The organism is uncultured Lamprocystis sp. (assembly GCF_903933125.1).
Taxonomy (GTDB): domain Bacteria; phylum Pseudomonadota; class Gammaproteobacteria; order Chromatiales; family Chromatiaceae; genus Thiodictyon.
The window spans coordinates 1-13,470 of the sequence record NZ_CAIZIZ010000058.1 but is presented as its reverse complement, the minus strand read 5'-3'; the positions used below and the strand labels follow the sequence as shown (position 1 = coordinate 13,470).

Genomic DNA, 13,470 nt, shown 5'->3' with positions numbered 1-13,470 from the left:
TCCTACCGTAGGAGCGGCCCACGGCCGCGACGGGCTGCTGCTCCATGACTTGGCAGCGGCTCTGGATCGCATGAGCGATGCGATAGGCATCGATCACCCTGATCGCCTCGGGGGTAAGCGAACATCCCCGAATGACATCAGCGGTACGCCGCAACAGGATTTCAAGTTCCAGGCCCCGATGTCCGTGCTGTCGCTGATGCGCAGCGTCGACACCCCCTTGGGTTTCTCCCTTGACGATCAGCCCTGGGTCTCGTCAACCATCTGGCGAACGGTGAGCGACAGCACCGGTCCGCGCAACTCAGGCGGAACTCAAGACCTCGCTGCCTCGGCGGCAGGGTTGTTTGCCCGAACGACTTGCCCCTCGGCCGCGATCCAGTCCTCCAGTTCATGTCCCGACTCAAACCCGCGCGCCTCGGCGCGATAATAGGCAGCCTCGCTGATTGCCTGGGAGAGTGCATCGTCAGACGTCGGATCAGCGATCACTTGAGGCACCTGTTCGTTCCCGGAGCCCTCATGCCGGTTGTGGCTGCGGTCCGCCGCCCGGTCGATTTTCTGCAATGAAGCCATCGGAGTTTTTCTCTGTGGGTGAAGTTGGTAGCGGGACTTGGCGAGCACCGCTTCGCCGACAACCTATCTGCCGCGGGTTCCATTCCACCAGTTATCCTAGCAGCGCTGTCAGCTATGCCGACTCTACGCGCATGACGCACCGCTTGTCTATCCCGGTTCTGATCAGGATATAGCCATCTGACGGGATAGCCGGACGTAGGGGCGGGTTTCAAACCCGCCCCTACACCAAGGGTCTGTCCGGATATCAGGTAGGAAGGCTATACGTGCAAGACGGAGTCACTGACTCCCTATCTTTGCTGAAGGATTGATGCTGTCAGTCCCCGCTGTCTGCATACTCCGCCGAACGACGCAGAAGTGTGTCCGTTCGGGAGCGTGCAGTGCTGCCTGTGAACCTCGCCACCTCTGAAAAAGGCGCATACTCCCAATACCGCCAAGGGAAGATAAACGTCGGCACTGCCGTCGGTGGAGCTGTCCCTTGACACCGGCACCCGTGCGCCGAGCCCCCGGCGCGAGTCGGTCTGCGGCACCGCACGGCCAAGTTGCGCAGATCTGGGGGGGCCGTCCGACGAACCGGGAGTCGACCAGTGTTCAGGTTTCCCACTCAATACCGCCCGACCTCGCCGGCCTGGGTCACACTGGCCGTCGGGCTGGCACTGACCGCCCTGGCCGCTGTCGCCACCCACTCGGTCGTCGAGTCGTTGAACCGCCAGGGGCTCGCGACCATTGGCGCCGAGATCGCGCAGAAGATTCAGACCAGACTCCATGCCAACGCCTTGGTCCTGCGTGACGCGGCGGCCTTCCTGCGGGTGTCGGGCGAAATCGACCGCACGCACTGGCGGGACTACGTGGCACAGACCAAGATCTCGCTAAACCTCCCCGGCGTCCAAGGACTCGGGTTCGCGCTGGCGATACCCCCGGACCAACTGTCCGAGCATGTCCGGAAGGTCCGTGACGAGGGATTCCCCGACTACCGGATCTCACCGGAGGGTGAGCGCCCCGTCTATACCTCTATCGTCTTCTTGGAACCGTTCTCGGGCCGCAACCTGCACGCCTTCGGTTACGACATGTTCGCCGAGCCGGTGCGCCGCGCCGCGATGGAGTGGGCGCGCGATCAGGATGTGGCGGCACTCTCCGGCAAGGTCCGACTGGTGCAAGAGACCGATACCGATGTCCAGGCCGGCACCTTGATCTATGCCCCGGTGTATCGCACCGGGATGCCGACCGACACGCTGGAGCAGCGCCGCGCCGCCCTGATCGGCTGGGTCTACAGCCCCTACCGGATGAACGACCTCATGCGCGGGATCTTGGGTGGCTGGGAGCAGGAGGGCGGGAAACGCATCCGTCTCACCATCTACGATGGCGACCGGATCGCACCGGAGGTCCTGCTCTACGACAGCCAGGCAGCGGACCGCGCGGGATCGGCCCCGGCGTCGGCGAACGCGTTGCGCATCCCCATCGACTTCAATGGCCAGCAATGGACCTTGAGTTTTTCGCAGTCAAGCCCCCCTGGGCACGCGCACGCATGGACCGACGTTCGGGTTTGGCTGGTCGCGGGCAGTGGACTCGTCATCAGTGTGTTGCTCGCGGTGCTGGTCGGCGCGTTCGCGCAGACGCGCTTGCACGCGCTGCGACTGGCCGCGGAACTTGCCGCCCGCCGGCAGACGGAACAGGAGTTGCTTGAGGCGGAACGCAAGTATCGGGATATCTTCGAGACCTCGCCCGCGGGGATCTACCGGACCACCACGCAGGGACGTTACATCGATGCCAACGCCGCCTGTGCCCGCATCCTCGGGTACGAGAGCCCGCGGGCACTGATTGCCGGCATTTCGGACATCGGCACCCAGGTCTATGCGAATCCCCGTGATCGGGCGGTCTTCGCCCAGGATCTAGCGGCGCACGGAGCAATCCATGACTACGAGGTCGAGTTACGGCGACGGGATGGGCAGTCCGTCTGGGTGAGCACCGGCGCGACCGCGGTGCGCGACGCCGCGGGGGCCATCGTCGCCTACCACGGGGCTATGACCGACATCACCGAACGGGTGCGCGGCACGCTGATGCGCGATACGGCCAGTGCCGTGGTGGGGTTGGCGGTCGCGTCCGGTTCGGCCGACGACTTCCGCCAGGCACTCCCGGCGCTCTTGTCGACCCGGCTCGGCTACCCGATCGTCGCCGTGGAGACCTATGACGTGGCGCACGCCGAGATGATCTTCGCCGGATCGGTGGGCATTCCCACCGCCGCGGATCCCTTGCGTGTCCCCGTCGGGGAGACGCTGTCCGGCCAGGTCGCCACTCGCGGCGAGGCGCTGGTCGAGACCGCCGCGGACACGCGACCCGAGTACGTGTTCGCGCCCTTGCGGGCGCTCCGTGTCGTCACCTTCGTGTGCGTGCCGATGACGCTCGGAACCTCGGTGTTGGGAACTCTGGCGCTCGCGGATACGCGCCGCCGGCCGGACGCGGTCTGGATGCTCAACCTGCTGCGGACGATCGCCAATACCGCGGCCGACGCCATCGGGCGCCTGGAGACCCAGGCGGCCTTGGGCGAGAGCGAGCGCAATTACCGGGGCCTGGTTGACAACCTGCACGCCGGGGTGGTGGTGCACGCAGCGGACACCCGCATCCGCTTCGCCAATCCCATGGCGTCGCAACTCCTGGGTCTGAGCACGCAGCAGATGCAAGGCCTCGCGGCGGTCGATCCGGCCTGGCGTTTCATTCGGGAAGACGGCGCCCCGATGCCACACGACGAGTACCCGGTCGAGCGCGTGGCGGCGTCCGGATCGCCGCTGCAGAATCTGATCCTGGGGATACTCAGGTCCGACCGCGACGATCCGACCTGGGTGCAATGCGAGGCCCATCCGGTCCGCGACGACCGTGGGCAGATCCAGCAGATCGTGGCGACCTTTTTCGACGTGACCGAGCACAAACAGACCGCGGCCGAACTCGAACGCCATCGCCATCACCTGGAAGCCCTGGTGGAGACCCGGACCCAGGCGCTGAACGAGCAACTGGCGCGGGTGCGCGAACAGGAGCAGCTGCTCATCCATCAGGCACGCCTCGCGGCGATGGGCGAGATGCTCGGCAACATCGCCCATCAGTGGCGCCAACCCCTCAGCGCCCTGGCCCTGGTGCTGGGCAACCTCCAGGATGCCGAACGCCATCAGGACTTGACACCGGCGTACCTGGCACAAAAGATTGCCGATGCCCACCGGCTGATCGACAAGATGTCGACCACCATCAGCGATTTCCGCGACTTCTTCCGTCCCGACAAGCCACCCGAGACCTTCGACCTGAGCCAAGCCGTTAGCGCCGCCCTGACCCTGATGGAAGCGAGCCTCAAGACGCACGGCATCGCGGTCGTGACGGACTTCTGCGAGGAGGCGCGCACCAGGGGCCGCCTGAACGAATATTCACAGGTGATCCTGAACCTGCTCAGCAATGCCAAGGACGCGATCCTTGCCCACCACCCGGACGGCGGGCAGATCGTCGTGCGGGTGGATCGCGCCGACGATCGGGCGCGGGTCAGGATCAGCGATAATGGCGGCGGGATTGCCGAAGCGGCGCGAGAGCGGCTGTTTGAACCCTATTTTTCCACCAAACCGGATGGCATGGGGATCGGCCTGTATATGTCCAAGATGATCATCGAGAAGGGGATGGGCGGACGGCTCTCGGCGCGCAATCTGGACACCGGCGCGGAATTCACGGTGTCGACGTCGCTGGCACAGCGGGGTTCGTCATGACCCGTCATCGCCGACCTTGGGCGCCGTTGCTCGCCGGCCTGGCATTGCTGGCGGCATGCGTCCTGGCCGCCGCTTCACCGCCGGTCCTGCAGGTGGGCTCCGAGATCGGCTTTCCCCCTTTTGCCGATGTCGACTCCAGCGGCAAGGCCATCGGTTTTTCGGTCGATCTGTTCAGCGCGGTGGCCCGCATCATGGACCTTCCAGTCGACTATCGGGTCAGCGACTGGAATGACGCCTGGAACGGTCTGCTCGCCGGCCGGCTCGACGCCCTGCCGGTGGTGGCGCGGCTCAAGGAACGGGAGGGTCAGCTCGAATTCACCAGTACCCATACCATCGGTTACGACGGCTTTTTCGTGCGCACGGGCGGTCCGCGCCTCGCCACCATTGAGGAGGCCCGGCCCCACCGTATCATCGTGATGCGCTCGGATGCCGCCCAACATGCGCTCGAGTCGCGCGGCTTCCACCGCCAACTGGTGGTGGTCGGCTCACTGCCGGATGCCCTGCGCCTGCTCGCCTCCGGCCAGTACGACGCCGTGCTGGCACCGCTGGTGCAGGGTACGATGATCCTGCAACGGCTCGGGTTGGCCGGGGCCATCGCGGCCGGGCCGCCTCTGAACGAATACCGGCGCGAATATGCCTTCGCCGTGAAGAAGGGCGATACCGCCTTGCGCGACCGCCTTGAGCAGGGCCTGATCATCGTCAAGGCCAGCGGCGAATACCGGCATCTCTATGACCGCTGGCTAGGCATTTACGAGCCGCGGGCGTTTCCGCTGCATTACCTCGTCTGGGGCGGCGCCGGGATCGCCCTGGCACTGCTGCTGTTCGCCGCCTGGGGCCTGGGCCTGCGGCGCAGCCGCGAGCGGATGCGCCTGGCACTGCAACGCTTCCGCATCGTTTTCGACCTGCCGCTGATCGGCATTGCGATCACCTCGCTCGACAAGGGCTGGATCGAGGTGAACGACCGTCTCTGCGCCATCCTCGGGCGCTCGCGCGAGGCGCTCATCCGCAGCACCTGGCTGGAGATGACCCATCCCGACGACGTCCTCCCTGATACGCTCCAGTTCGACCGGGTGCTGGCCGGGGAGATCGACGGCTATTCGATGCAGAAGCGATTCCTCCGCGAGGACGGATCGGTCGTGCCGTGCGACATCAGCGCCGCCTGTGTGCGCCGCGCGGACGGGATGCCCGACTACTTCGTGGCGGTGGTGCAGGACATCAGCCGGCGCACCCTGGCCGAGGCCGAGCTCGACCGCTATCGCCATCACCTGGAAGCCCTGGTAGAAGCCCGGACCCAGGCGCTGCACGAGCAACTGGCGCGGGTGCGCGAACAGGAACATTTGCTCATCCATCAGGCGCGCCTCGCGGCGATGGGCGAGATGCTCGGCAACATCGCCCATCAGTGGCGCCAACCCTTGAGCGCCCTGGCCCTTATGCTCGGGAACCTTCAGGATGCCGAACGCCACCAGGAGTTGACGCCGCAGTACCTGGCGCAGAAAATCGCCGATGCCCACCGGCTGATAGACAAGATGTCGACCACCATCAGCGATTTCCGGGACTTCTTCCGGCCCGACAAGCCATCCGAGACCTTCGACCTGAGTCAACCCGTCGGCGCGGCCCTGGCCCTGATGGAAGCGAGCCTCAAGACGCATGGCATCGCGGTCCTGACCGACTTCTGCACGGAGGCGCGCACCACGGGCCGCCCGAATGAATATTCACAGGTGATCCTGAACCTGCTCAGCAATGCCAAGGACGCCATCCTCGCCCGCCACCCGGACGGCGGGCAGATCGTCGTTCGGGCGGATCGTGACGGCGATCAGGCGCGGGTCAGGGTCACCGACGATGGCGGTGGGATTGCCGAAGCTGCGTTGGCGCGACTGTTCGAACCCTATTTTTCCACCAAACCGGATGGCACGGGGATCGGCCTGTACATGTCCAAGATGATCATCGAGAAGGGGATGGGCGGGCGGCTCTCCGCGTGCAATCGGGAGACCGGGGCGGAATTCACCATAGCGACGCCGCTGGCGCCGCAGGAGCAGTGATGAACAGTCATCGCGACCAAGACGATCAAGCCCATCTGCGGACCCTGTCGGTCCTGTATGTCGAAGACGAGGACGAGATCCGCGAGGAGCTGGCGGTGTTCTTGCGTCGGCGCGTGGCGACGGTGCATCTGGCGGCGCATGGTCAGGCGGGACTGGACGCATTTACCCAATACCAGCCGGATCTGGTGATCACCGACATCCGCATGCCGGTGATGAACGGTCTGGAGATGGCAGAGCGCATCCGTGCCGTGAACCCGGCGATCCCGATCATCATTACCACCGCGTTCGAGGAGACCAGCTACTTCAAAAAGGCGATCGACATCGGGGTGGACAAGTATGTCACCAAGCCGCTGAATCTGGATATCCTCGCCGCGGCGCTGGACAAGTGTGCGCGCCTGATACGCGCGGAGGCGGCGCTGCGCGAGGTGGATGAGCGTTACCGTCTGCTGTTCCAACTTTCCCAAATCGCCATCTCGGTCGCGGCGAACAACGGTACCGCTGACCGACCCAGTCTGCTGATGACGGACGGGCACATCGTCGACTGCAACGCGGCCTTCATGGACCTGCTCGGCTATACCCGCCCGGACGAGTTGCAGTCTTTTCGGTTCAGTGACCTGCTGGTGCCGGACTGGCTCGATGGCGTCAATCGACTGATCCGCGACGAGTTACTGGTGCGCGGCTTCACGTCTGAATGTGAAGTGGAACTGCGCCATCGTGACGGGCACGCGGTCCCGGTCATCGCCCAGCTCATCCGGCGCCGCGACGCCGAAGGGCGGACGACCGAGACCTGGGCCGTGATGCACGACCTGTCCGCACAACGTCGTGCGGAGCACTCCTTGCGGCTGGCCGCGCGCGTGTTCGAGAGCAGCGGCGAGGCGATTTTCATCACCGATCCGGATAACCTCATCCTGTCCGTCAATCGCGCCTTCTCCAAGCTCACCGGTTACAGTCAGGAGGAGGTGATCGGCCGGAACCCAAGACTGCTCAAGTCCGATCGGCATGATCAGGCGTTTTATCAAGAATTATGGGAGTCGCTGCTGGGCACCGGGCACTGGCAAGGCGAGATCTGGAACCGCCGCAAGACCGGCGAGATCTACCCGGAATGGCTGTCGATCACCGTGGTACACGACACCCAGGGTCAGGTGCTCAACTATATCGCCATCTTTTCCGATATCTCGGAGGCGAAGGCGGCGACCCAGGAAATCGAGTTCCTCGCTCATTACGACCCCTTGACCCGGTTGGCTAATCGCCGCCTGCTCGAACAACGGGTGGAACAATTGATCGCGCTGGCCGCACGGAATAAGAAACAGTTGGCCTTCCTGTTCATTGATCTGGACCGCTTCAAGGTCGTCAACGATTCGCTGGGCCACGCCGCGGGCGACGCGATCCTGGAGACGGTGGCGCAACGCCTGCGGGCAACGATGCGAGAGGTGGATTGCCTGGGGCGGCTGGGCGGCGACGAATTCGTCTGCGTGCTGCACGAGGTCATCGAGCCCCCAGACGCCCATGCCGCGGCACGCCGGCTGATCGCCGTGCTGGACGAACCGATGCAGGTGGCGGGTCATACCCTGACCATCACCTCCAGCATCGGTGTCAGTCTGTATCCCGGCGATGGCGCCGACTACGAAACCCTGCTGCAACATGCCGATGCCGCCATGTACAGTGCCAAGAAGGCCGGGCGTGACCGCTTCATGTTCTTCTCGGCGAGTATGAATCGCGGTATGGCCCGCGAGCGGGAGCTGGACAACGCGCTACGCCGGGCCCTGAAGCTCAAGGAATTCGTGCTGCATTATCAACCGCAAGTGGCCATCGGGAGCGGGCGCATCATCGGCATGGAGGTCCTGCTGCGCTGGAACTGCGCGGAGTTGGGGCCGGTCGCGCCAGGGACCTTTATTCCCGTGGCGGAGGAGAGCGGCTTGATCGTTCCGATCGGCGAATGGGTGCTGCACGAGGCCTGTCGGCAAAATGCGCAATGGCAGCGGGACGGGCTGCCGGCCGTGCCGATCGCGGTCAATCTGTCGGCGCTTCAGTTCCGGCAGAGCAATCTGCCGGAGATCGTGCGCGGGGCCTTGCAGGCAACAGGGCTGGCGGCACGGTGGCTGGAACTGGAGCTGACCGAGAGCGTGATCATGCAGGATGCGGAACATACTGTTGCCAGTCTGCAACTCTTGAAAGAGATCGGGACGACATTGGCCATCGACGACTTTGGCACCGGCTACTCGTCACTGTCCTATCTCAAGCGTTTTACCATCGACAAGCTGAAGATCGACCAGTCATTCATCAAAGATATACCCGACGACGATGGCGACAAGATCGTCACCGCCATCATCGGGCTGGGCCACGCACTGAACCTCAAGGTCATCGCCGAGGGCGTGGAGACTGAGGAACAATTGGGCTTCCTGCGCGACCGGCACTGCGATGAGATGCAGGGTTATCTATACAGCAGACCGCTAACCGCTGTCGCCATGGGGGAACTCTTGAAAGCGCCTCGTGCTCCGTCGGGCGGCTAGCGTGCTCGGCCTTGATCATTAATCCGGCCATTTTGAAGTCCGGGTATCCTGTTGGTTGAAGATGAGCCGACCAACAGGGAGGTTGCCAGAGATCTGCTGGAGTCCGTTGGCTTGTTGGCGGATATGGCCGCGGATGGTGCCGAAGCGGTAGAACTGGCCGATCGACATGCCTACGACCTGATTCTGATGGACATACAGATGCCCAACATGGACGGGCTCGAAGCGACGCGACGGATACGGCGGCAGCCGAACGGCTCCAGGGTTCCCATTCTTGCCCTGACAGCCAACGCCTTTGCAGAAGACAAGGCGAAGTGCTTTACTGCCGGTATGAACGACTACGTTGCCAAACCGGTCGCGCCGGATGCGCTTTTCAGGACGCTGTTGAAGTGGCTGGCACGACCTTGATTGAGCGCTTGCCTCAGACCTCCGGGGCGTCCGATCGGCGCGACCGGGACTGCTCAGCCCTTCGGCCCGAACAGCAGCCACAGGATCAGTCCGAGGACCGGCAGCAGCAGGACCAGGACGATCCAGATGACCTTGGAGCCCGTCCCCGCGTTGCTCTGCACGATCTTGACCATGGCGTAGACGGTCAGGATCAAATGGAGCAGCCCGAGCAGGCCGCTGACTTCGATGCTCATCTCAGATCTCCAGTGAGGCCCCGCACGGACTGGCGAGCGGAGCGGGTTTGTCGCAGTGGATCACAGGGTGATCCGCAATCCGGAATCGCTCACACAAAGGCACAAAGATCACAAAGAAAGACAATGGGTTATTGTCATGATGCGCCTCACCTGGCTGGTGATCCACCATTTCAACGCAACACATTGAAATCCTTTGTGTCCTTTGTGTCTTTGTGGTGCAACTGCTCTTTCTAGCGTTAGACGCTTATCGGTTCTGCCAACCTACGAACACTCTGTTGATCATCATCACCCTGTGTTGTCGAAAAAAGTAACGCTCGTAGACGCGCCAGGTGACGCCGTTTGATCAACGGTACTTAGTGGCTACTTAGGCACTAATCGGCCTCTTGAAAGTGGTGCCGATGTTAGACTATCGTTATGTCGCGCTCGCCGAACAAAATCGAGACCTCGGAGGTTCGGATTCGAACCACTCCGATAGTCATCGAGTATCTGGACGACTTTGTCCTTGTGCAACGCTATGGTAAGAGTCGCACCGAAGTGGCGGAGCAGATTGTTCGGCTAGCAGTTTGTCGGACTTGCAGCGTAACAGATTGATGTTTCTCGATATGATAGCGTTCCCGAAAGGCGGCGAAACATCAGTTTATCAATGCGTTATCAGCGCAAGTCCGATAGGCTGCTAGGTATCGAGCAAAAGACCAACAAAAGGCGCATTGCAGCGCCGAGCGGCAAACCTTGACGTTTTCCTCGTTTATGACGGGAGGAGGTAGAGCGGGCTTACTGTCTGACGGTGCCGCCCCCTTCTTGATGTGCTGCGGGAAACGTTGATGCGTTTGTGTTAATAACAAGCAACACGGCTTTCGCCAACAACGGTCGAACAAGATGGCTAACACCCCTTCCTCAGTGTTTCGGGTAACAGATCCAGAGCTTCCATTTATTGCCGCAACTGCTGCTTTAGAGGTGGATAACGTTATCCATGGAAGAGGCGCAGCAACGCCCAATTTGCAGAAGCTTTCTAATTTGTTGCGAAACTCCACTTCCCATTTAGATCATTCAACACAGCCTAAACACTTCATGGATCCCGTCAGCGTGGACGTATTTCAAAGAGCCATTGCTGAATCTTACAACTGCCATCTAAATTCGATACAGGATATTGCGCAAAAGGCATCGGAAGTAGCTATCCAAATGGCGTCAGCCCCCACAAAAGAAGATCTCTTGGAGATCTTGAAGCGGTTTTGCTTGGAACTGTCGCGACAAGCGATGACCACGCGGCAGATGATGCAACACTCCCGATCCGAGAGCCCGTATAAGAAGTAGCGTGCTACGATTATGGAGCTTGTGCAATACACAAACAAGAAATTAGCTGCAGTGCTCTTAGTCATAGAGGCATTGCAGTCGGGGGATTTCCCCCACTCTCACTCAAAACCGGTTCTTGATCGCATCGAGACTTTACTTCAAGAACGCGTTAACACCTTGGGGTTGATTCAACCAGATACGGATCAAGCAGTAACAAAAACTATTTGCAAAGAGATACTGCATAAGATTTTTACTGTTTATCCTTTGCTGGGGTTTATAGCGCGTTCGATGGATGTCCGCAACTCGTTCGAATTGCACGGTCCTTTTCTTAATATTGTCTCCAAAGCCCTCGGCGAAGATGCGAAATTAATTATCTCTTCCGAGTGGGATTTTTCGCCTTTTACTTATAATATGCCGGGAGATTTGGGTTTTAGCAAAGTCGTTTTCATTGGCATACCCGTATCTGAATCTGGCAATGGTCTAGCAATACCCTTATCCGGACATGAGTTGGGGCACAACATTTGGCGTGCCTATAAGTTCCACGACAAGTACTATCGGGTCGTTGAAGAAACAGTTGTTAAACATATCGAGAAAGTGATCTGGGATGAGTTTCAGCAATACTTCCCTGCTGTTGGAGCACCAACTAATCTCACGGATATGATCGGACAGCAGTACTGGCTCAAGTCGTGGTATTGGAGCATGTCTCAATGTGAAGAGATTTTTTGCGATTTCATCGGGCTCCTTTTGTTTCGAGAATCGTATCTTCACGCGTTCGCTTATCTCATTGCTCCAGGACTACTTGGGTCGCGCGCTGAACATTATCCAAACATGCTGGATCGAGTCGCAGCTTTACGCCAAGCATCTGATTCTCAAGGTATTGTTTTTCCAGACTCATATGCCAATCTATTTGAGGACAGTGATACTCCGCCCGATGCTGAGACCCGGCTCTTGCTATCTATTAGCGACGCCACAACCAAGCAACTGATTGAGCAGCTGTGCAGAGACGCCGCATCTCTCTTAAATGACAAGGGGTTGCTTGCTCACTCATTCGCAGAGACTGAACGAATAGAAAAATCGTTTTCGATGGGTGTGCCGGCAATTTCGCCACAATCTCTCACTAACATAATCAACGCGGCTTGGAATTTCTCACGTAACGCAATGCCGGGTTGGAGCCATAGATACCCATCAGTCTACACTAATCCCAAGCGCTGTGAGCAAATGCTTAATGATCTGATTTTCAAGAGCATCGAAGTCCTGGAAATCAATCAGATTCAAGGAATCGAGTAATGTTGCTACGATCCTCCACTATTGCCCACCTCATAGACGACTGTGAGAACAATGAGTCAGATCCTTTAGTTATTACCCCTAAGCCGGATACCAGGAGAATTCACGGCGACTCAAGCGCATCAGTCGATCTTCGACTAGGAACTTGGTTTCGCACCGAACGCGCCAGTCGCCATCCACTTCTGGATGTTTACGATAGGGATCGGCTAGCGCCTACCGAGCACAGTATAACTCAGGCCCATTATATACCTTTCGGCAGTCAGTTTATACTTCATCCTCACTCTTTCGTATTGGCGGTTACGCTGGAATGGATACGGCTACCTTTCTACTTAGCCGGAATGGTGACAGGAAAGTCATCTTGGGGGAGACGCGGCCTCATCATTGAAACGGCTCCCGGCGTACACCCAGGCTACAGCGGCTGCCTTACCCTTGAGGTGACTAATGTTGGTGACGTTCCGATTGCTATAAAGCCAGGTACTAAGATTTGTCAGATTTTCTTGTATCAGCTTGATGGGACAGTAAATGCCGCCGAAGGCAGCCGTTTTGTGGGGCAGCGCCAACCCCAACTTGGAGCGATATCGTCGGACGAGTTTGCGGAGAAACTGTTTCAGTCAAGAACGTGATCAACTGTTCGCTGCTTTTACCGAACACATTGCCGCGCAAAGTGGTGACATAAGCTGCCTCTCCTCTCTGCGCGGTAGCACTGATTGAAGCTGGGTAGCGGCTCAACCCTTCGGCCCGAACAGCAGCCACAGGATCAGCCCGAGGACCGGCAGCAGCAGGACCAGGACGATCCAGATGACCTTGGAGCCCGTCCCCGCGTTGCTTTGCACGATCTTGACCATGGCGTAGACGGTCAGGATCAAATGAAGCAGCCCGAGCAGGCCGCTGACTTCGATGCTCATTTCAAGTCTCCAGTGAGGCCCCGCACGGACTGGCGAGCGGAGCGGGTTTGTCGCAGTGGATCATCGGGTGATCCGCAATCCGGAATCGCTCACACAAAGGCACAAAGAACACAAAGAAAAACAGGGTATTGGAAGCGTTGGTCCGATCAACGCGACTGGGGGGCCGCGCGACCGGCGCAGCGCGTTGAAATCTTTGTGATCTTTGTGTCTTTGTGTGAGAACTCCCTTTTTTCGGGGTGCGATCAGGCGTCACGGGATTATAGCCTTCGCACCTGACGTCCGGACATGGCCTTGGCGTAGCGGCGGGTTTGAAACTCCCCTCTACATCCGGTGATCGCGTTAGACGCCGATCGCTCACGCTCGCCGTGCCGGGCGTTGATCATCGTTCCGGCCAGATCACGGGCTTCGCGCACTAGAGCTCGCGGCTTTACCGTGAAAGTCGCGCCGCGACAATGTGGGAGCGGCGTCCCGCCGCGATGGGGCCGGGCGCGTCGCCCTACCGT

At 60.2% G+C, this 13,470-nt stretch carries 10 protein-coding genes; 7 read left to right on the top strand and 3 right to left on the bottom strand.

Annotated features, from left to right (window positions below):
- Window positions 1-309 precede the first annotated feature (309 nt).
- Window positions 310-615, bottom strand: coding sequence for a DUF2934 domain-containing protein (locus QZY03_RS02600; RefSeq protein ID WP_295578010.1), 306 nt, complete (start codon window positions 613-615; stop codon window positions 310-312).
- Window positions 616-1,151: 536 nt separating this feature from the next.
- Here QZY03_RS02600 and QZY03_RS02595 point away from each other — a divergent pair.
- From QZY03_RS02595 to QZY03_RS02580, 4 genes are read left to right on the top strand one after another with little or no spacing between them, the layout of a single operon-like run.
- Entirely contained in the window at window positions 1,152-4,301 is a 3,150-nt protein-coding gene (locus tag QZY03_RS02595) for a CHASE domain-containing protein (RefSeq protein ID WP_295578007.1), read from the top strand.
- Window positions 4,298-6,340, top strand: a complete 2,043-nt coding sequence (locus tag QZY03_RS02590; RefSeq protein WP_295578005.1) for a transporter substrate-binding domain-containing protein — start codon at window positions 4,298-4,300, stop codon at window positions 6,338-6,340. Before QZY03_RS02595 ends, QZY03_RS02590 begins: the two co-directional genes overlap by 4 nt.
- Window positions 6,340-8,850 carry an EAL domain-containing protein gene (locus QZY03_RS02585; protein WP_295578002.1) on the top strand — a complete coding sequence of 837 codons (2,511 nt, stop codon included), beginning with the start codon at window positions 6,340-6,342 and terminating at the stop codon, window positions 8,848-8,850. Before QZY03_RS02590 ends, QZY03_RS02585 begins: the two co-directional genes overlap by 1 nt.
- A gap of 51 nt (window positions 8,851-8,901) precedes the next feature.
- Complete coding sequence (locus tag QZY03_RS02580; RefSeq protein ID WP_295577999.1) at window positions 8,902-9,255, top strand: response regulator; 354 nt, start codon at window positions 8,902-8,904, stop codon at window positions 9,253-9,255.
- A gap of 53 nt (window positions 9,256-9,308) precedes the next feature.
- Here the strand turns inward: QZY03_RS02580 and QZY03_RS02575 are convergent, their stop codons facing one another.
- Complete coding sequence (locus QZY03_RS02575; RefSeq protein ID WP_020506870.1) at window positions 9,309-9,488, bottom strand: PLDc N-terminal domain-containing protein; 180 nt, start codon at window positions 9,486-9,488, stop codon at window positions 9,309-9,311.
- 876 nt (window positions 9,489-10,364) lie between these two features.
- Between QZY03_RS02575 and QZY03_RS02570 the strand changes: the two genes are divergently transcribed.
- Genes QZY03_RS02570 through dcd form a run of 3 tightly spaced genes read left to right on the top strand, consistent with a single transcriptional unit; the run spans window position 10,365 to window position 12,685 of the window.
- On the top strand, window positions 10,365-10,799 hold the full coding sequence (locus QZY03_RS02570; RefSeq protein WP_295577997.1) for a hypothetical protein: 435 nt from the start codon (window positions 10,365-10,367) through the stop codon (window positions 10,797-10,799).
- A 21-nt stretch (window positions 10,800-10,820) separates the two neighbouring features.
- Window positions 10,821-12,065 carry a hypothetical protein gene (locus QZY03_RS02565; protein ID WP_295577995.1) on the top strand — a complete coding sequence of 415 codons (1,245 nt, stop codon included), beginning with the start codon at window positions 10,821-10,823 and terminating at the stop codon, window positions 12,063-12,065.
- Window positions 12,065-12,685 (top strand): dCTP deaminase, encoded by a 621-nt coding sequence (gene dcd, locus QZY03_RS31935; RefSeq protein ID WP_363169183.1) that lies wholly within the window; start codon window positions 12,065-12,067, stop codon window positions 12,683-12,685. The genes QZY03_RS02565 and dcd overlap by 1 nt, the downstream gene beginning before the upstream one ends.
- A 102-nt stretch (window positions 12,686-12,787) precedes the next feature.
- Here the strand turns inward: dcd and QZY03_RS02560 are convergent, their stop codons facing one another.
- Entirely contained in the window at window positions 12,788-12,967 is a 180-nt protein-coding gene (locus QZY03_RS02560; protein ID WP_020506870.1) for a PLDc N-terminal domain-containing protein, read from the bottom strand.
- Window positions 12,968-13,470: the final 503 nt, after the last annotated feature.